At 53.1% G+C, this 18,597-nt stretch carries 18 protein-coding genes; 3 read left to right on the top strand and 15 right to left on the bottom strand.

The features are described from left to right. Window positions 1–100: 100 nt before the first annotated feature. From hemG to pepQ, 4 genes are read right to left on the bottom strand one after another with little or no spacing between them, the layout of a single operon-like run. The gene (hemG, locus tag OGV80_RS03600) at window positions 101–646 is read right to left on the bottom strand and encodes a menaquinone-dependent protoporphyrinogen IX dehydrogenase (RefSeq protein WP_075145426.1); all 546 of its coding nucleotides are present in this window, start codon (window positions 644–646) and stop codon (window positions 101–103) included. Window positions 647–657: 11 nt separating this feature from the next. Further along, window positions 658–2,109 carry a Trk system potassium transporter TrkH gene (trkH, locus tag OGV80_RS03605; protein WP_047407543.1) on the bottom strand — a complete coding sequence of 484 codons (1,452 nt, stop codon included), beginning with the start codon at window positions 2,107–2,109 and terminating at the stop codon, window positions 658–660. Window positions 2,110–2,147: 38 nt separating this feature from the next. Continuing rightward, a complete protein-coding gene (locus tag OGV80_RS03610; RefSeq protein ID WP_080625912.1) occupies window positions 2,148–2,762 on the bottom strand; it encodes an IMPACT family protein in 615 nt (204 codons plus the stop codon). After that, a complete protein-coding gene (gene pepQ, locus OGV80_RS03615) occupies window positions 2,762–4,093 on the bottom strand; it encodes a Xaa-Pro dipeptidase (protein WP_043019008.1) in 1,332 nt (443 codons plus the stop codon). The genes OGV80_RS03610 and pepQ overlap by 1 nt, the downstream gene beginning before the upstream one ends. Before the next feature lie 188 nt (window positions 4,094–4,281). Between pepQ and fadB the strand changes: the two genes are divergently transcribed. Both fadB and fadA read left to right on the top strand, forming a co-directional pair. Further along, window positions 4,282–6,471 (top strand): fatty acid oxidation complex subunit alpha FadB, encoded by a 2,190-nt coding sequence (gene fadB / locus OGV80_RS03620; RefSeq protein WP_043019007.1) that lies wholly within the window; start codon window positions 4,282–4,284, stop codon window positions 6,469–6,471. A gap of 9 nt (window positions 6,472–6,480) precedes the next feature. Further along, the gene (gene fadA / locus OGV80_RS03625) at window positions 6,481–7,644 is read left to right on the top strand and encodes an acetyl-CoA C-acyltransferase FadA (RefSeq protein WP_087052387.1); all 1,164 of its coding nucleotides are present in this window, start codon (window positions 6,481–6,483) and stop codon (window positions 7,642–7,644) included. 283 nt (window positions 7,645–7,927) lie between these two features. Here fadA and OGV80_RS03630 read toward each other — a convergent pair whose 3' ends face one another. The 4 genes from OGV80_RS03630 to ubiD form a co-directional block, all read right to left on the bottom strand. After that, window positions 7,928–8,908: a LacI family DNA-binding transcriptional regulator gene (locus OGV80_RS03630; protein WP_087052388.1), complete on the bottom strand. Its 981-nt coding sequence runs from the start codon at window positions 8,906–8,908 to the stop codon at window positions 7,928–7,930. 10 nt (window positions 8,909–8,918) lie between these two features. Beyond that, entirely contained in the window at window positions 8,919–9,830 is a 912-nt protein-coding gene (locus OGV80_RS03635; RefSeq protein ID WP_043019004.1) for an ROK family protein, read from the bottom strand. A 228-nt stretch (window positions 9,831–10,058) separates the two neighbouring features. Beyond that, a complete protein-coding gene (fre, locus tag OGV80_RS03640) occupies window positions 10,059–10,760 on the bottom strand; it encodes an NAD(P)H-flavin reductase (RefSeq protein ID WP_087052390.1) in 702 nt (233 codons plus the stop codon). A gap of 40 nt (window positions 10,761–10,800) precedes the next feature. Beyond that, the gene (gene ubiD, locus OGV80_RS03645) at window positions 10,801–12,294 is read right to left on the bottom strand and encodes a 4-hydroxy-3-polyprenylbenzoate decarboxylase (RefSeq protein WP_003828905.1); all 1,494 of its coding nucleotides are present in this window, start codon (window positions 12,292–12,294) and stop codon (window positions 10,801–10,803) included. A gap of 204 nt (window positions 12,295–12,498) precedes the next feature. Here ubiD and rfaH point away from each other — a divergent pair, with 204 nt between their 5' ends. Beyond that, complete coding sequence (rfaH, locus tag OGV80_RS03650; RefSeq protein ID WP_043019003.1) at window positions 12,499–12,987, top strand: transcription/translation regulatory transformer protein RfaH; 489 nt, start codon at window positions 12,499–12,501, stop codon at window positions 12,985–12,987. A gap of 5 nt (window positions 12,988–12,992) precedes the next feature. Here rfaH and tatD read toward each other — a convergent pair whose 3' ends face one another. The 7 genes from tatD to ubiE form a co-directional block, all read right to left on the bottom strand. Beyond that, window positions 12,993–13,775 carry a 3'-5' ssDNA/RNA exonuclease TatD gene (gene tatD / locus OGV80_RS03655; RefSeq protein WP_043019002.1) on the bottom strand — a complete coding sequence of 261 codons (783 nt, stop codon included), beginning with the start codon at window positions 13,773–13,775 and terminating at the stop codon, window positions 12,993–12,995. A 41-nt stretch (window positions 13,776–13,816) separates the two neighbouring features. Beyond that, on the bottom strand, window positions 13,817–14,608 hold the full coding sequence (gene tatC / locus OGV80_RS03660) for a Sec-independent protein translocase subunit TatC (protein ID WP_016155142.1): 792 nt from the start codon (window positions 14,606–14,608) through the stop codon (window positions 13,817–13,819). 2 nt (window positions 14,609–14,610) lie between these two features. Further along, the gene (gene tatB / locus OGV80_RS03665) at window positions 14,611–15,159 is read right to left on the bottom strand and encodes a Sec-independent protein translocase protein TatB (protein WP_087052391.1); all 549 of its coding nucleotides are present in this window, start codon (window positions 15,157–15,159) and stop codon (window positions 14,611–14,613) included. A 3-nt stretch (window positions 15,160–15,162) separates the two neighbouring features. After that, window positions 15,163–15,417 carry a Sec-independent protein translocase subunit TatA gene (gene tatA / locus OGV80_RS03670; protein ID WP_003017888.1) on the bottom strand — a complete coding sequence of 85 codons (255 nt, stop codon included), beginning with the start codon at window positions 15,415–15,417 and terminating at the stop codon, window positions 15,163–15,165. Between the two features lie 78 nt (window positions 15,418–15,495). Then, window positions 15,496–17,136: a ubiquinone biosynthesis regulatory protein kinase UbiB gene (gene ubiB / locus OGV80_RS03675; protein WP_043018999.1), complete on the bottom strand. Its 1,641-nt coding sequence runs from the start codon at window positions 17,134–17,136 to the stop codon at window positions 15,496–15,498. After that, window positions 17,133–17,738, bottom strand: a complete 606-nt coding sequence (ubiJ, locus tag OGV80_RS03680; protein WP_047407569.1) for a ubiquinone biosynthesis protein UbiJ — start codon at window positions 17,736–17,738, stop codon at window positions 17,133–17,135. The genes ubiB and ubiJ overlap by 4 nt, the downstream gene beginning before the upstream one ends. A 13-nt stretch (window positions 17,739–17,751) precedes the next feature. Beyond that, window positions 17,752–18,507, bottom strand: coding sequence for a bifunctional demethylmenaquinone methyltransferase/2-methoxy-6-polyprenyl-1,4-benzoquinol methylase UbiE (gene ubiE / locus OGV80_RS03685; protein ID WP_003017897.1), 756 nt, complete (start codon window positions 18,505–18,507; stop codon window positions 17,752–17,754). Window positions 18,508–18,597: the final 90 nt, after the last annotated feature.

An 18,597-nucleotide genomic window follows, 5' to 3' on the forward strand; every position in this document is an offset into this window, starting at 1 on the left:
TTGTTCCGTGTCAGTGGAGGCGCATTATAGGGAGTTATTTCAGGCTGACAAGGGGAAATTTAAAATAATCTTCCGAGTGCGTATTTTTTATTCTTTACGCTTATTTTGACAACGTTTTGTTGGTTAATTGGACGATTTCTCGCGCAAAACCTGCGACCTGTTCCCAATCGGTATACACCACTTCTTTATTCGTATCCGTTTCACCGCCAGACATCTTCATTATCAGTTGGATCATAACGCGGTCATACCAGCGATAGCGGGGATACAGCAAAGCGCCGGCAATAACCGCACTACGATCTGGCCGCCACGGCGAACTCATCAGGAACTTACGCGCATAGCTGTTGGTTTGCGGCGTACGTTTTTCCGGTTTACGGGCAACAAGGTTTACGGAGTAGAACGCACTCGGCATCGCGTTCAGCCGCGTGGCATGCTTTTTCACAAACTCCTGAAAAGCAGCATGGTAATGGCCATAGCGAATCGAAGCGCCAATCACCACGCTGTCATAATTTTGCCAGTCAGGCTCGGCGGTACGATGCAAATTTACGACATCCGCCCAAACACCCAGCTCTTTGAGTTCAGAAGCCAGATACTCGGCAATTTCACGGGTTTGTCCGTCCCGGGAAGAAAAAAGAATCAGTGTTTTCACGTGTTACTCCATTATTCACGCCAGAAGGTAGGGGTAAAGAGTACCAGCAGAGTAAAGACCTCCAGACGACCAAACAGCATATTGGCAATCAGGATCCACTTCGCCACGGGGTTCATACTGGCAAAGTTGTCAGCGACAACGCCCAGCCCTGGCCCCAGGTTATTCAGCGTCGCCACAACGGAGGCAAACGCGGAGAAGTCATCAACACCGGTCGCAATAATCGCCAGCATACTGATAATAAAGACCAGCGCATAGGCAGAGAAGAATCCCCACACGGCTTCAAGGATTCGCTCCGGCAACGCACGGTTCCCCAGTTTGATACTGTAAACCGCATTCGGGTGGACCAGTCGTTTCAATTCGCGGTTACCCTGCTTAAACAGCAGCAGGATACGAATCACCTTCAAGCCACCGCCCGTCGACCCGGCACAGCCGCCGATAAAAGCAGAACACAGTAACAACACCGGCAGGAACAGCGGCCAGCGGGCAATACTGTCCGTGGTAAATCCGGCGGTCGTCGCCATCGACACCACCTGGAAAAAGGCCTGGTTGATCGTCGTGAGCGCCGATCCATAGGTATTATGTATCCACAACACCAGCGTACAGATAACTACCAGCGTCAACTGTACACCAATGAACATGCGGAATTCCGGATCGCGCCAGTAGACCTTCAGACTACGCCCACTTAATAAAGAGAAGTGCAGGCCATAGTTACAACCGGAGATCAGCAAGAAGATAGCAATAATGGTGTTAATCGTGGGACTGTCGAAATACCCCACGCTGGCATCGTGTGTGGAAAAGCCGCCGATGGCAATTGTGGCAAAGCTATGACCAATGGCGTCAAACGCGGGCATCCCGGCAAACCATAGCGCCAGCGCGCACGCCACTGTCAGTAATACATAGATAAGCCACAGCGTTTTCGCCGTTTCGGCAATACGCGGGCGCATCTTATTATCTTTCAGCGGCCCGGGCATTTCTGCCCGATAGAGCTGCATACCACCCACGCCAAGAATAGGCAGGATAGCCACCGCCAGCACGATGATCCCCATCCCGCCGAACCATTGCAGCATCTGGCGATAAAAGAGAATCGCGTGTGGCAATGAATCAAGCCCCACCAGCGTCGTCGCACCCGTGGTGGTTAAACCGGAAAAGGATTCAAAAAAAGCGTCGGTTATCGTGAGGTTAGGACTTTCCGCAAAAATGAACGGTAGCGCACCCACGCTGCCCAGCACGGTCCAGAACAAGACGACAATCAGAAACCCTTCGCGCGACTTCAGCTCGCCCTTCTCTTTACGGTTTGGCCACCACAGCATAGAGCCGATAGCCAGAGCAACAAAGAAAGTTTGGGTAAATGCACGCCCTGCCCCATCACGGTAGATGAGCGCTACCAGTCCGGGGATGATCATTGTCCCCGAGAATAAGATGACCAGTAGTCCAACGATTCGGGTGATGGCGCGAAAATGCATCTCTGCCGCTTCCTTAGTTCTTTAAAATGAGGTGGGGATTATTCTTCAATCGCTAACAATTGCAATGAACCACGACTAAAATCCGCCAGTTTTGCCGAAAATTCATCCACTTTGGCATAAGGAAGCGCCACTCTGAGCCGAACAAAAGCTTGGTAATCACTGGCAACGACTTTACCGTCAAACTGCCCCAGCAAAGCTTCAATGCCTGCCAGCTGACCGTACTCACACTGCAAAGTATATTCGGTTAATGGCGTCTTGCGCTGTGTCGTTAACTGGCGCAGCGCCTGATTCACACCGCCACCGTAGGCTTTTACCAGACCACCCGTACCGAGAAGGATACCGCCGTAGTAACGCACCACCACCGCGGTAACCTCGCCGACGCCGCTCCCCATCAGCTGCGCGAGCATCGGTTTGCCTGCCGTACCCGCCGGTTCGCCATCGTCTGAAAACCCCAACTGCTGCGAGTCGTTGGGCGCACCCGCCACCCACGCCACACAATGGTGGCGGGCGTCAGGGTGTTCCGCTTTGACTGACTCAACAAACGCTTTTGCCGCTTCTACGCCGTCCGTATGGGCGAGCAACGTAATGAAGCGGCTTTTTTTGATCTCTTCAACGACGCTAACCGGCGCCGCAGGGATTAACCAACTGTCCATTACGCCAGTTTTAAATCCCGCGTCATGTTTTCGATATTGTTCTCGTGGACCACCACGTTGTCTTCAATACGAATACCGCCGAACGGTTTCAGGGCTTCAATTTTCTGCCAGTTGAAGTGTTTGCTGAATTGCCCTTCACGCCACGGTGCCAGCAGCGATTCAATAAAGTAGATACCCGGTTCGATGGTCAGAACCATGCCCGGTTGCAGAACACGGGTGCAGCGCAGGTAAGGATACTTCGACGGCGCGGCCAGATGAGTACCGCTGTCGTCCTGCATAAAACCAGCGACATCATGTACCTGCAGGCCCAGCGGGTGCCCGATACCATGCGGCATAAACGGCCCGGTAAGATCGTTTTCCACCATCGCCTCTTCACTCATATCGGTGATGATTTGATGCTTACGCAGCAGCTTCGCGATGCGCTGATGAAACTGAATGTGATAATCCACGTAGCTGGTGCCTGCTTTCATGGTAGCAATCAGCGCCAGCTCTTCGTCGTTAACGTCTTTCACCAGATGCGCATAGTCGTTGTCGCTTTTCGCCGACCAGGTACGCGTCAGGTCTGCCGCATAGCCATTGTATTCCGCACCGGCATCCAGCAGGAAGCTGCGGATTTCAGACGGAGCCTGATGATCCAGCCTGGTGTAATGAAGTACCGAGGCATGCTCGTTAAGCGCCACGATGTTGCTGTACGGTACGTCGGTATCGCGGTGACCAGTCGCAGTCAGGTAAGCGAGGTTGATGTCAAACTCGCTCATCCCGGAACGAAACGCTTCTTCCGCGGCCCGGTGTCCATTCACCGCCATTTTCTGCGCTTCGCGCATACAGGCCAGCTCGTAATCCGTTTTATAGGCGCGGTAATAATGCAGGTAGTCGATCACCCCTTTCGGGTTGATGTTGCTGGCCGCGATGTCCAGTTGCAGCGCACGTTCCGGAACCGGGCCGATGTAACCGATATTGCCGCGAGCAGCAGGCAGTTGGCTACCGATACCATCCGCTTTTGGCAGCGCGATGATCTCAATTTCTTCCGTCCAGAAGGAGGTCGGCAGCGGCTCAACGTTGTGCCAGTAATCGACCGGTAGGTAGAACCACAGTTTCGGCTTGTTCACGCCATCCACCAGCAACCAGCAGTTAGGAACCTGCGTTACAGGCACCCAGGCTTTGAATTGCGGATTGACCTTAAACGGGTACGGATGATCGTCGAGAAAGACGTTAACAAGTTCGCCTGAGTGAATAAGTAACGCATCCAGCTTAAAGCGTTCCAGCGCGTCGCGCGTCCGTTCTTGTAAGGTAACGATATGATTTTTATAGAGTGCGGCCAGTGATTCCATTTTCTATCCTTCTGTTTTTTGACCTCAAGTCTCCGCATCTTAGCACATCGCTTTGTGAGTGCGTGATTTCTGCCGAGCGTGATCGAATCGTCATTTCTTTAATCATTCATTTGCATTTTATTAACATAAAACACACACTTCGATTCATCTGGTATGACCAGATCACCTTGCGGATTCAGGAGACTGACATGCTTTACAAAGGCGACACCCTGTACCTCGACTGGCTGGAAGATGGCATCGCCGAACTGGTGTTCGATGCCCCTGGCTCGGTCAATAAACTCGACACGGCCACCGTTGCCAGCCTGGGCCATGCGCTTGATGTGCTGGAAAAACAACCGAATTTAAAAGGGCTGCTGCTGCGTTCTAATAAAGCAGCCTTTATTGTTGGTGCCGATATCACCGAATTCCTTTCACTGTTCCTCGTGCCTGAAGAGCAACTGAGCCAGTGGCTGCATTTTGCCAACAGCGTCTTTAACCGCCTGGAAGATCTCCCTGTTCCGACCCTCTCAGCAGTTAACGGTTATGCGCTGGGCGGCGGCTGCGAGTGTGTTCTGGCAACCGATTATCGTCTGGCAACGCCGGACCTGCGCATCGGCCTACCGGAAACTAAGCTGGGTATTATGCCGGGCTTTGGCGGTTCCGTGCGTATGCCACGCATGTTGGGTGCAGACAGTGCGCTGGAAATTATTGCTGCGGGTAAAGATGTTGGTGCTGAGCAGGCGCTAAAAATCGGTCTGGTCGATGGCGTAGTGAAACAAGACAAACTGCTTGATGGCGCGATCGCGGTATTACGTCAAGCGATTAACGGTGACCTCGACTGGAAAGCCAAACGTCAGCCGAAGCTGGAGCCGTTGAAACTCAGCAAAATTGAAGCGGCTATGAGCTTTACCATCGCTAAAGGCATGGTGGCGCAGACGGCAGGTAAGCATTATCCCGCACCGATTACCGCGGTAAAAACCATTGAAGCAGCGGCCCGTTTTGGTCGTGAAGAAGCACTGAATCTGGAAAATAAAAGCTTTGTTCCACTGGCGCACACCAGTGAAGCCCGCGCCCTGGTTGGGATTTTCCTTAACGATCAGTTCGTGAAAGCCAAAGCCAAAAAGCTCACCAAAAATATTGAGGCACCAAAGCAAGCGGCGGTGCTGGGCGCAGGCATTATGGGCGGCGGCATCGCGTACCAGTCGGCCTGGAAAGGCGTGCCGGTTGTCATGAAAGACATCAACGACAAATCATTAACGCTGGGCATGACCGAAGCGGCCAAGTTGCTGAACAAACAGCTCGAGCGCGGCAAAATTGACGGTCTGAAAATGGCGGGCGTGATTTCCACTATCCATCCAACCCTCGACTACAGCGGTTTTGAGCGTGTGGACGTGGTGGTTGAAGCGGTTGTGGAAAACCCGAAAGTGAAAAAAGCGGTACTGGCGGAAACCGAAGATCAGGTTCGCCCGGACACCGTACTGGCGTCGAATACCTCCACCATCCCCATCAACGAGCTGGCCAGCGCGCTTAAGCGCCCGGAAAACTTCTGTGGGATGCACTTCTTTAACCCGGTGCACCGTATGCCGCTGGTTGAGATTATTCGCGGCGAGAAAAGCTCGGATGAAACCATCGCTAAGGTAGTCGCCTGGGCAAGCCAGATGGGCAAAACGCCGATTGTGGTTAATGACTGCCCCGGTTTCTTCGTCAACCGCGTGCTGTTCCCTTATTTTGCCGGTTTCAGCCAGTTGCTGCGCGACGGAGCGGATTTCCGCAAAGTCGACAAAGTAATGGAAAAACAGTTTGGCTGGCCGATGGGTCCGGCTTATCTGCTGGACGTGGTGGGTATTGATACCGCGCATCACGCACAGGCTGTGATGTCCGCAGGCTTCCCTCAGCGTATGCAGAAAGATTATCGCGATGCGATAGATGCACTGTTTGATGCTAACCGTTTCGGGCAGAAAAACGGCCTCGGATTCTGGCGTTATAAAGAAGACAACAAGGGCAAGCCGAAGAAAGAAGAAGATACCACCGTTGACGGTCTTCTGGCTGAGGTCAGCCAGCCGAAACACGACTTCAGCGATGAAGAGATTATCGCCCGCATGATGATCCCAATGGTCAACGAAGTGGTGCGTTGTCTGGAAGAAGGCATTATCGCCAGCCCGGCAGAAGCCGATATGGCGCTGGTGTATGGCCTGGGCTTCCCTCCGTTCCACGGCGGCGCGTTCCGCTGGCTGGATACGCTTGGCAGCGCGAAGTATCTCGATATGGCTCAGCAGTATCAGCACCTTGGCCCGCTGTATGAAGTTCCGGCCGGTCTGCGTGACAAAGCGCGCCATAACGAACCGTATTATCCCCAGGTTGAGCCTGCCCGCCCGGTTGGCAGCCTGAAAACGGCTTAAGGAGTCACAATGGAACAGGTTGTAATTGTTGATGCGATCCGTACCCCGATGGGCCGTTCGAAAGGGGGGGCGTTTCGTCACGTGCGGGCAGAAGATCTCTCCGCACATTTAATGCGTAGCCTGCTGGCGCGTAATCAGGCGCTGGAGCCAGCCGCGCTTGATGATATTTACTGGGGCTGTGTGCAGCAAACGCTGGAGCAGGGTTTCAACATCGCCCGTAACGCCGCGCTGCTGGCGGAAGTTCCACATTCCGTTCCGGCCGTCACGGTCAATCGTCTGTGCGGTTCGTCCATGCAGGCGCTACACGATGCGGCACGCATGATCATGACCGGCGATGCTCAGGCTTGCCTGATTGGCGGCGTGGAGCATATGGGCCATGTGCCGATGAGTCACGGCGTTGATTTCCACCCGGGCATGAGCCGCAACGTGGCAAAAGCCGCGGGAATGATGGGTCTGACCGCGGAAATGCTCTCTCGTATGCACGGCATCAGCCGTGAAATGCAGGACGCCTTCGCCGCGCGTTCACACGCCCGTGCCTGGGCAGCAACGCAGTCTGGCGCGTTTAAAAACGAAATAATCCCGACCGGCGGTCATGATGCCGACGGCGTGCTGAAACAGTTTAACTACGATGAGGTTATCCGCCCGGAGACAACCGTTGAAGCGCTCTCCACCCTGCGCCCAGCGTTCGATCCAGTTAGCGGAACGGTCACTGCCGGTACCTCCTCCGCGCTTTCCGATGGTGCTGCCGCGATGCTGGTCATGAGCGAAAGCCGCGCCCGTGAGCTGGGTCTGACGCCGCGTGCCCGTATTCGTTCGATGGCTGTTGTGGGTTGCGACCCGTCAATCATGGGTTACGGTCCGGTTCCGGCCTCAAAACTGGCGCTGAAAAAAGCGGGACTCTCCACCAGCGACATCGGTTTGTTTGAGATGAACGAAGCCTTTGCCGCTCAGATCCTGCCGTGCATTAAAGATCTGGGGCTGATGGAGCAGATCGACGAGAAGATCAACCTCAACGGCGGGGCGATCGCTTTGGGTCATCCACTGGGCTGTTCCGGGGCGCGTATCAGCACCACCCTGCTCAACCTGATGGAACGCAAAGACGTACAGTTTGGCCTGGCGACGATGTGTATCGGGTTAGGCCAGGGCATCGCGACGGTATTTGAGCGAGTTTAATCAAAGCATGCCGGGGGCGCTTCGCTTGCCCGGCCTACGAAATGTTATCTCAAAGCCATTGGTGCCAGAACAAGGCGGCAAGTGAATGACAAATTCGTCAGGAACGAATTTGAACAGCCGAAGGCTGCTTTCAGTGAGGGACACGGATGTCCCTCATTCATCCCGATGAGCTTACGTGTAGTAAGTGATTCGGGTGAATGAGCGCAGCCAACACAGTTATGGTGCCAATGGCGAAGAGAGAAAGTTTAGTTGCCGTTTTTCCCGCCTGTCAGGGGCGGGTTTTTTATTTCTCTGAACTACCGCGCACCACTAACTGCACCGGCAATAGCAGATTCTCTTCCTGCTTCTCTTCCAGCAGTAAACGCAGCGCTTCACGCCCCAACTGCTTTTTATCAACCGCAATGGTGGTCAGTGGCGGGTGCGACCAGGCCGCAGCATCGATATCATCAAACCCCACCAGCGCGAGATCTTCCGGAATACGTATACCCCGCTGTGCACACACCCGCTGAACAACCAGCGCTGCCGCATCGTTATAGGCAAAAATGGCATCAGGCGGCTCCGGCAGACTGAGCAACTCCTTCACCGCCTCCACCAGAGATTGCTCGGTATCCAGCAACGGCGGTGCAACAGCGTCGTACTCTGGCGGCATCAGCAACCGGGCTTCATACAATGCCTGACGGTAGCCCTTCTCGCGCTGACGGATGCTGTAGTGCGCGAGCGTGCTGGCGAGAAAAGCAATGCGGCTGCGCCCTTGCGCAATCAAATGTTGCGTGGCCAGATAACCGCCCTGAGTGTTGTCCGGATTCACGCAAGGTAAGCCCGGCACCCAGAGATCCACCAGTACCAACGGCAATTTCATCTGTTGCAGCAGCCCTAGCAATTCAGGCTCAAAAAATCCCGCGCAGATCAGCGCATCAGGCTGATGCAGCATCACCTGCTCACTCACTGCATCACCAGGGCCGATTGAGAGAAAACTCAGCGCAATCCCGTGTTCGCGACAACGATCTTCTATGCCCAGCAGCAGCTGAGAGTAAAACGGCAAAGCCCGGCTGATATTGTGCTGGCGATGCAGTAAAAACAGGACACGTTTGATTTTGTCAGCGCGCAGGCGAGAAAAATCATAACCCTGCTGCTGCGCCACTGAAATAATGCGCAGCCGGGTGTCTTCACGCAGCCCCGGCTGCCCTTTCAGGGCGCGGGAAACAGCGCCAACCGAGACACCACACGCTTCGGCAATGTCTCTGATGCGTACAGGTTTCGTCATTTCACTCTCATTAATTTATGCTGGCTTGTTGTGCTCCCAGCCAGGCCGCGCCGCGTACGCCGCTGCTGTCGCCGTGGCGGGCGCGAACGATCGGTGTGCGGCACTGCTTACCAAATACGTACTGCGCCACTCGTGCCTGCAAGCCTGAATACAGTGTATCGATATTAGATACCCCACCTCCCAGCACGATAACATCGGGATCGAGCGTATTCACAATGCTTGCCAACGCGCGCGCCAGTTGATCGCAATAGCGTTCCCATAACAAACAGGCATCTGCATCGCCCGATTCTACCCGTTGCATAATTTGTGGCACACCCGCATGTTGCGCGGTGTAATTCAAATACTGGCGTTCCAGCCCGCTGCCTGAAATAAAGCTCTCAATACAGTTCAACTGTCCGCAATAGCAAGTCACTCCAGCCCCGTCCTGAGATTCGTGGTAGCGCGGTAATGCATTATGCCCCCACTCACCCGCACAGGCGTTAGGGCCGGAGATCAATCGGTTATCGATGCATACTCCACCGCCGCATCCGGTACCAAGGATCACGCCAAATACCACGCTATGCCCACGCCCACTGCCGTCCATCGCTTCTGACAGGGTAAAGCAGTTGGCATCATTGGTAACCGGCACTGGCATTCCTGATGCTCGCTCAAGGTCTTGCGCAAAGGCCTGCTGATTCAGCACCAGGATGTTCGAATTCTTAATCAAACCTTCGCTATCCACCGCGCCAGGCACCCCAACGCCAACCGATAAAGGCTGATTAACGGCCAGCCTTGCCTTAGCAATCATCTCCGTCACGGCCTGGAAAAAATCGCCGTAACTCTGCTTCGGTGTCGCGCATCGCTCGCGGTAAACAATTTCACCCGCGTTATCAATCACTACCGCTTCAATTTTAGTCCCGCCGATATCCAGTCCGAGCCTCATGGATTTTCCTCGTTTGCGTCTCGCAATGTGATGCTGTCTAGTTTGCCAATTTTGTTTACTAAACAAAAAGAGGCCTGTCACAAAACCTCAGTTTTATGATTAATAGATAGAAAAAACATGTTTACTAAAAATATGCTGAAAAAGAGAAACAACGAAACCGGGCTTGCACCCTGCCAGAGGAAGTAAGGTGGGTAATGGATGCGCCGGAAGGGCTCCGGCGCACAGCGCTTAAATGAACGCGAAAGCGTCGCCAAACAGGCGATCTTCACGCGCACTGCGTTCATTACAGAACAGATCGCGCGCGATTTTGGCCATTTCGAAGCGACCGGCGATGTAGATATCATGCTCCGCCAGGGTACCGTAATCCTGCAGTACTGCCGTTAACACGGTTCCCGTACGACCACGCCAACCGTCTTCAGGCTGTTCCACCACTGGCTCAACGCGCAGATTCGGGTGGTTCACTGACAGCGCTTCCAGCTCTGAGAGATCGTAGAGATGCTTCTCTTCGCGCCCGCCCCAGTAAATGGTGATATCGCGGTTTGGATTGCGCGTCAGTGCAGTAAGCAGAATAGAACGCACGTAAGAGAACCCTGTACCACCGGCAATCAGGATCAGCGGGCGCTCGTCTTCATCGCGCAGCCAGGCCTCGCCATGCGGAATGTCGACCTTGATTTCCCGGTCTTTCAGAATGCGATCCATCACGGCCATGGCATAAAGATTTAGCTCAGAGGCGCCAACGTGCAGCTCAATGAATCCTTGCTCGTCCGGCGTTGATGCCATGGAGAACGGACGCTTATCCCTTTCGTCCATCACGACCATTAGATACTGGCCGGCACGAAAGGAAAACGCCGCGTCTGGCACTAAACGAACGCGATATACGGTGTCAGTGATAGCTTCTACCGAGGTCACTTTACAGCTTAAGGTTGTCATGCGCTCTCTCTGTCGGATCAATAGGCAAAACGATCGCGCCTCAGGCGCTTTTGCCGTCATTAAAGATGGCCAGTTCATCCCAAATTGCGTCAATACGCGCAGTTACTTCAGGATCTTTTTTAATCGGACGTCCCCATTCGCGTTGGGTTTCGCCCGGCCATTTATTAGTGGCATCCAGCCCCATTTTTGAACCAAGACCGGAAACCGGCGAGGCAAAGTCCAGGTAATCAATTGGGGTATTCTCTACCAGTACCGTATCCCGGGCAGGGTCCATACGGGTAGTAATTGCCCAAATCACATCATTCCAGTCGCGTGCGTTGACGTCATCATCGCAAACAATAACAAATTTGGTGTACATAAACTGGCGCAAAAACGACCAGACACCCATCATGACGCGTTTGGCATGACCAGCGTACTGTTTTTTCATCGTCACTACGGCCAGACGATATGAACAGCCTTCCGGAGGCAGGTAAAAATCGACAATCTCCGGGAACTGCTTTTGCAGAATAGGAACGAAAACTTCGTTCAGCGCCACGCCGAGTACCGCGGGCTCATCTGGCGGACGTCCGGTATAGGTAGAGTGATAAATCGCATCTTCGCGCTGGGTAATGTGCGTGACGGTAAAGACCGGGAAGCTATCTACTTCGTTGTAGTAGCCGGTATGATCGCCATACGGCCCTTCCGGGGCCAACTCACCCGGCTCGATATACCCTTCCAGCACGATTTCAGCGCTGGCAGGCACTTCCAGATCGTTGGAAATACATTTGACCACTTCGGTCTTGGTGCCGCGCAACAGTCCGGCAAATGCGTATTCAGATAACGTATCCGGGACAGGTGTAACAGCGCCCAGAATTGTTGCCGGGTCTGCTCCCAAGGCCACAGAAACCGGGAAGCGTTCACCCGGATGCGCCGCGCACCACTCCTGATAATCAAGCGCGCCGCCGCGATGGGACAACCAGCGCATAATAAGCTTGTTTTTACCAATCAGCTGCTGGCGATAGATGCCCAGATTCTGCCGCTCTTTATGCGGGCCACGCGTTACGGTTAGCCCCCAGGTAATCAGTGGCGCGGCATCTTCCGGCCAACAGGTCATAATCGGAATTCGGTTTAAATCGACGTCATCGCCTGAGTAGATTTTTTGCTGACAAGGCGCACCGCGTAACCGCTTAGTCGGCATGTTCAACACCTGCTTAAACTGCGGCAGCTTATCAAACAGATCGCGGAATCCTTTCGGCGGCTCTGGCTCTTTCAAAAACGCCAACAGTTTACCGACTTCCCGTAGCGCCGAGACATCTTCTTGCCCCATCCCCATCGCAACACGCTTTGGTGTGCCAAACAGGTTACACAGCACCGGCATTGAATAACCTTTAGGATTCTCAAACAATAACGCAGGCCCACCGGCACGCAGAGTGCGATCGGCAATTTCAGTAATTTCCAGGTGGGGATCCACCTCAAGCGAAATGCGTTTGAGCTCGCCCTGCTGTTCAAGCAGCGTCAGGAAGTCGCGTAAATCGTGATATTTCATGGCGTCCATTATGGCCTCTTCGTAAGCGCTTCATTATACGGCGTTCATCATTGCGATGCTGTATTTTTGTTAAATTAGCGTGAACTCTGGCAATACATATAAGCCCCGGGAGTATATACCCATTGGGTTTCAGCCTGCTTTGAGGCGGGTATAATTAACTTAACTCATGGCTTTTGCTATGCTGGCGCTCAGAACAAGCGGATAAGAGTTATTATGCAATCCTGGTATTTACTGTACTGCAAACGTGGGCAACTTCAGCGAGCCCAGGAACACCTGGAAAGGCAGGCGGTGAACTGCCTGACGCCTATGATCACCCTGGAAAAAATAGTGCGCGGTAAACGTACCACAGTCAGTGAACCACTATTCCCTAATTACATGTTTGTCGAGTTCGACCCGGAAGTGATCCACACCACCACCATCAACGCCACGCGTGGTGTCAGCCATTTCGTCCGTTTTGGCGCGACGCCTGCAACTGTCCCTTCTCCCGTTATTCACCAGCTTTCTATCTACAAGCCTGAAGGTATTGTGGATCCGCAAACGCCGCAGCCTGGGGACAGTGTGATTATCACTGAAGGGGCGTTTGAAGGGCTAAAAGCGATCTTCACCGAACCGGATGGCGAAGCGCGTTCCATGCTACTGCTTAACCTGTTGAATAAAGAGATTAAGCAGAGCGTGAAAAACACCGGTTTTCGAAAAATATAAGGCGGTTAGAAGGTCACTTCGAACAGCGTTCTGACGTTGGCATCAATGGTGGCTGACAGCCATTGAGGATCTTCCCCGCGCCAGTGGGCAATACGCTCAAGAATATGCGGCAGGTGCGCCGGTTCATTGCGTCGTGACGTCGGCTTAGGCGTTAAGTCGCGAGGGAGTAGATAAGGCGCATCGGTTTCTACCAGCAGTCGTTCTACCGGAATAAACGGCAGCAGCTCACGCAGTTCCATTCCCCGGCGCTCATCACAGACCCACCCGGTGATACCAATATAAAGCCCTCGGTCCACGCAGTCCTGCATCTCCTGGCGCGAGCCGGTGAAACAGTGCAGCACCGCGCCAGGCAGGCTGTCCAGCCACGGTTCCAGCAACGTCAGAAAACGCTCATGGGCGTCCCGACAATGCATGAAAATCGGCATCTGCAGTTCAGCAGCAATGCGCAGCTGCGCCTCAAAAGCACGTTCTTGCTCCTGCGGCGTGGAGAAATTTCGATTGAAATCCAGGCCGCACTCACCAATTGCAACCACCTTCGACTGGTTTGCCAGCGCGATAATCTCGTCTTCCGTTGAGGATTGCCATTGGCTGCTGTCATGCGGGTGCACGCCAGCCGTAGACCAGCAATGTGGATAATGCTGCGCCAGCTTTAAAGCCTGCTGACTTTCGTGCAGGTTTGTTCCGGTCAGAAGCATACCGTTTACGCCCGCAGCAAAGGCCCGCGCCACGACCTCATCCCGGTCTTTTGCAAATTGTGAACTGGTTAAATTAACGCCAATATCAAACATGCTTCCTCCCATATGACAACCGCCCTGACGGGCGGTTGAGTTTATTCTTCAGTTTTCTCGGTGGCTTCGGCTTCTTTTGCTTCTTCAGCCTCGTTGTCCTCATCTCGCGTACGTCGCTTACCGACATAGAAACGAGAGAAGAAAACCCCCACCTCGAACAGGCAGTACATCGGTATCGCCAACAGCGTTTGCGAGAAGACATCTGGCGGGGTCAGTAGCATCCCGACGACAAATGCGCCCACCACAACGTAAGGGCGTTTCTTGCGTAAATCATCAGGCGTCGTAATGCCCATCCAGCATAGCAGCACGATGGCGACCGGAACCTCAAAAGAGACACCGAAAGCCATAAACAGCGCCATTACGAAACTGAGATAGCTGGCAATGTCCGTCGATACCTGCACGCCTTGCGGAGCCGTGTTGGCCAGAAAACCAAACGCCAACGGAAAGACGACAAAATAGGCGAATGCCATGCCGATGTAGAACAACAACGAACTGGAAACCAGCAGCGGCACAACCAGTCGACGTTCATGTTTATACAAAGCAGGCGCAATAAATGCCCACACCTGGTAGAGGATCACTGGCGCTGACAGGATCAGCGACACCATGAAGGTCAACTTTATCGGGGTAAAGAACGGCGAGGCCACATCGGTGGCGATCATCGTTGCACCCTGCGGCATCTGTTTAATCAGCGGCGCCGCAACCATATGGTAAATATCGTTGGCAAAGTAAACCAACGCCAGAAAGATCACGATTACCGCAATGATGCAGTTCAGGAGTCGCTTACGCAGTTCAATAAGATGCGTAATGAGCGGTTGGGTATCTTCTACAGCCATGTTTACGGTTTATCACTCGACGAGGGGGAGGATTCGACAACAGGTGCGGCAGATTTCTTATCTGCATCCATTAACGTTGCGGAAGTGTTTTCCGTTGGCTCTGGCGTTTTAGCACCCGTGGATTCCGGTTTTTGCTCCGGCGAACTGGCCTGGTTTTCTGCGGCGGCAGGGGTAACCCCTTCTCGCTGCGCTTCCGCTTCTTTCACTACCGGGTTATGGATAGTGTGCGCTTCATCGCTCGCTTTCTCAGGATCGTGCACGCTGTAAGAACGCTTCATCGACTCTGCCGCTTCACGCAGCTCATCCATTGAGGCTTTCAGCTCCGGGGTCAGATTTGTCAGGCTCGCTTTCTCTACTTTCTTCAGGCTGTCCTGAAACTCCTGAAGCTTAAGCTCCTGGGTCAGTTCATTCTGAACAGTAGTCGCCAGGGAACGCAAAGCACGAACCCAGCCAGCAACCGTTTTTACCGCTACGGGTAATCGTTGCGGCCCCAGGACGATGAGGCCGATAACGAACACCAATAACAGCTCGCTAAAACCGATATCAAACACGGATTATACCTGCTCTTTATCTTGGCTTTTGGCGTCTTCCTTTTTCACTTCGCCCTGCTTATCGGTGATGGATTTAGCAGTAAAATCAGCGTCCTGGCTGGTTTTATCTTGCTTAGGCTCATCATCACCCATCGCTTTTTTAAAGCCTTTAATCGACGCGCCAAGATCGGAACCGATGGAGCCGAGTTTCTTGGTGCCAAATAGCAGTACAACGATGACGGCAATGATCAACAACTGCCAAATACTGATACCACCCATACATGTTCCTCTGTCATAGATGATGAATTAATAAGGCCGTAGTATACGTTACACGACCTGCCTTGGGCGATGAAAAATTCAGCGCATTTTGCGCCAGCCGATCAACCAGGCTAAGACGCCGCCTGCCATTAACCAACCCGGCATAAGCCCCCACTCAGGACGGCTTACCAGCAGGAATGTTCCACTTAGCAACAATGTTGCGCCAATGCCCAATAAATAACGGGATTGTCCCTGGCGTACATGATTCGCGTGAAGCTCGCGGGCAATCTTATCAACACTGTGCTGTAAATATTTGCCCTGGCGCAAACTGTCATACACCAGTTCAGGTATTTCTGGCATTTTTTCGACCCAGAACGGTGCTTTTTCTTTAAATGCTCTGACAAGCGCCGGAATACCGACCTGATCTTTGATCCAGGACTCGAGGAAAGGCTTGGCCGTTTTCCATAAATCTAACTGCGGGTAGAGCTGTCGTCCGACGCCTTCAACGTACAGCAACGTCTTCTGTAGTAAGACCAGTTGAGGCTGAACTTCCATATTGAATCGGCGTGCAGTGTTGAACAGATTCAACAGCACATGACCAAAGGAAATCTCCGCCAGCGGTTTTTCAAAAATCGGTTCGCACACGGTACGAATGGCGAATTCAAACTCTTCTACGTTGGTATCCGGCGGAACCCAGCCAGAATCAACGTGCAGTTCAGCAACTTTGCGGTAGTCGCGGTTAAAGAACGCGATGAAGTTTTCAGCCAGATAACGCTTATCTTCTTTGTTTAAAGACCCCACAATCCCACAATCAATACCAATGTATTTCGGGTTTTCAGGGTGCTCATAACTCACGAAAATGTTCCCAGGGTGCATGTCCGCATGGAAAAAGCTATCGCGGAATACCTGAGTAAAGAAGACCTGAACACCCCGTTCAGCCAGCAGCTTCATATTGGTGCCATTCTTCTCAAGCGTGGTGACATCTGAAACGGGAATACCATAAATGCGCTCCATCACCATCATATTCTGACTGCAATAGTCGGAGTACACTTCCGGGATGTACAGCATTGGGCTGTCTTCAAAATTACGTCGCAGTTGAATTGCGTTCGCCGACTCACGCAGCAGATTCAGCTCATCAATCAACGTTTTTTCATATTCACGGACCACTTCGGTTGGTCGCAGGCGGCGGCCATCTGGGAGCAGACGAGGAACCCAACGAGCAAGGCGGTAGATCAGTTTCAAATCTGCTTTGATTACCGGCAGTATGTCCGGGCGAATAACTTTGATCACCACCTCTTTGCCATTCGATTTCAGTCGCGCGGTGTGAACCTGAGCAATAGACGCAGATGCCAGCGGCGTGATCTCAAAATCATCAAACCATTCCTCGACGGGTAGCCCACCCATCGCCTCTTCGATTTGTTCTTTGGCTCTTTGCCCATCGAATGGGGCAACCCGATCCTGTAATAGCGCTAGCTGATCGGCGATGTGCGGAGGGAAAAGGTCACGACGGGTAGAGAGCATTTGCCCAAATTTGATCCACACCGGGCCGAGTTCCTGCAAAGCGAGCCTCAGCCTTTCTCCCAGCGGTTTGTCTTTATGTCGGTTGGGCATCCAGAACAGCGAGTAGCGCCACAACCGGATCGGCAGCGTGATACGCATTTTGGGGATGAGTTCATCAAGGCCGTAGCTTAAAAAAGTGCGTATGATGAAATAAAGGCGCCGTACTTCACCTGGCGTCATTTGGCCTCCAGTTTTTCCAGCCGTTTAGCCAGGGATTCAACCGCACGCTCAACGGCTGCCGTTTCCTCTGCAAACCATGCAACCTCAAGCGGACCCGGAGCCATACGCCACTCTTCGGTGATCGCTTCGGCAACATAGCGCTGCTGGCGCTGAATGTTATGGCGCAGGAACTTCGCTCCACCACGCAATACTTTGCTAACCCCTTCCGCGACAATATCGCCGGTATAGGGCGCTAACAGTTCTGCGGGATCAAACTCCGCCAGATCGGCCAGTGCGACAAAATTCTGCACGATCTGGATATCGCCCTGAACTTCCAGCTCACCGCTGCGGATAAGCGTGGTTAGTTGCTGCCGGTCGCGTAATTTCGGTAACACGCTGGCATGTGTGATTACGGTGCAATCGGCTTCGCCTTCCCATGCCCCCAGCACATCGACCTGGCGCTCACTAAACACCAGCACTAACGGTGTTGAAAATCCTTTGAGCTCAACACGCAGAACTTTGCCCTGTAAGCGCGTTCTGGCTGACTTAAGCGCAGGAGAACGGTACAGAAAGCTGTTGAGCAAATTTTCAACGCCGGCGGTCACTAAGGGTTTTAAAGGCATCCCCAATCTCCTGTCAGAACTTGTAACCACGATGCAGCGCAACGACACCTGCCGTCAGGTTGTAATAATCAACGCTTTCGAACCCGGCATCTTGCATCATAGCTTTTAAGGTGTCCTGATCGGGATGCATGCGGATAGACTCCGCCAAATAGCGATAACTATCTGCGTCGCTTGCCACCATGGAACCAATGCGTGGCAGAACATGGAAAGAGTAGGCGTCGTACGCTTTGCTCAGCGGTTCGATAATCGGTTTGGAGAACTCCAGCACCAGTAAGCGTCCGCCCGGTTTCAACACGCGATACATGGAGCGTAATGCTTTGTCTTTATCCGTTACGTTACGCAGACCGAAAGAGATGGTGATGCAGTCAAACGTGTTGTCAGGGAAAGGCAGTGCTTCCGCGTTCGCCTGAACGTACTCAACGTTACCCACTACGCCGATATTACGCAGCTTTTCGCGTCCCATTTTGAGCATTGAGTCATTGATATCCGCCAGCACAACTTTGCCGGTTTCGCCTACCATGCGAGAGAATTTTGCCGTCAGATCGCCGGTACCGCCCGCCAAATCGAGAACGGTTTGCCCGCGACGCACGCCACTGCAGTCAATGGTGAAGCGCTTCCACAAACGATGAATGCCAAATGACATTAAGTCATTCATAACGTCATATTTAGACGCCACAGAATGAAAAACGTGGGCCACCATGTCAGCTTTCTGCTCTTTAGCGACGGTCTGAAAGCCAAAGTGCGTCGTTTCTTGTGAATTATCCACCATCTCAGTGCCTGCTCATCCAAAAAATGTTCGAGAAGTGTAACAGATTGGGCCAATTTGCCCTACCCTTCTGCCCGGTTCAACTACCCCAAA

Source organism: Citrobacter sp. Ce119 (assembly GCF_030334525.1).
In the GTDB taxonomy this organism is placed as follows: Bacteria; Pseudomonadota; Gammaproteobacteria; order Enterobacterales; family Enterobacteriaceae; genus Citrobacter; species Citrobacter europaeus.

Coding starts and splice junctions, on each gene's coding strand:
- trkH (WP_047407543.1), bottom strand. CDS start 2,109: ATGCATTTTCGCGCCATCACCCGAATCGTTGGACTACTGGTCATCTTA.
- OGV80_RS03610 (WP_080625912.1), bottom strand. CDS start 2,762: ATGGACAGTTGGTTAATCCCTGCGGCGCCGGTTAGCGTCGTTGAAGAG.
- pepQ (WP_043019008.1), bottom strand. CDS start 4,093: ATGGAATCACTGGCCGCACTCTATAAAAATCATATCGTTACCTTACAA.
- fadB (WP_043019007.1), top strand. CDS start 4,282: ATGCTTTACAAAGGCGACACCCTGTACCTCGACTGGCTGGAAGATGGC.
- fadA (WP_087052387.1), top strand. CDS start 6,481: ATGGAACAGGTTGTAATTGTTGATGCGATCCGTACCCCGATGGGCCGT.
- OGV80_RS03630 (WP_087052388.1), bottom strand. CDS start 8,908: ATGACGAAACCTGTACGCATCAGAGACATTGCCGAAGCGTGTGGTGTC.
- OGV80_RS03635 (WP_043019004.1), bottom strand. CDS start 9,830: ATGAGGCTCGGACTGGATATCGGCGGGACTAAAATTGAAGCGGTAGTG.
- fre (WP_087052390.1), bottom strand. CDS start 10,760: ATGACAACCTTAAGCTGTAAAGTGACCTCGGTAGAAGCTATCACTGAC.
- ubiD (WP_003828905.1), bottom strand. CDS start 12,294: ATGGACGCCATGAAATATCACGATTTACGCGACTTCCTGACGCTGCTT.
- rfaH (WP_043019003.1), top strand. CDS start 12,499: ATGCAATCCTGGTATTTACTGTACTGCAAACGTGGGCAACTTCAGCGA.
- tatD (WP_043019002.1), bottom strand. CDS start 13,775: ATGTTTGATATTGGCGTTAATTTAACCAGTTCACAATTTGCAAAAGAC.
- tatC (WP_016155142.1), bottom strand. CDS start 14,608: ATGGCTGTAGAAGATACCCAACCGCTCATTACGCATCTTATTGAACTG.
- tatA (WP_003017888.1), bottom strand. CDS start 15,417: ATGGGTGGTATCAGTATTTGGCAGTTGTTGATCATTGCCGTCATCGTT.
- ubiB (WP_043018999.1), bottom strand. CDS start 17,136: ATGACGCCAGGTGAAGTACGGCGCCTTTATTTCATCATACGCACTTTT.
- ubiJ (WP_047407569.1), bottom strand. CDS start 17,738: ATGCCTTTAAAACCCTTAGTGACCGCCGGCGTTGAAAATTTGCTCAAC.
- ubiE (WP_003017897.1), bottom strand. CDS start 18,507: ATGGTGGATAATTCACAAGAAACGACGCACTTTGGCTTTCAGACCGTC.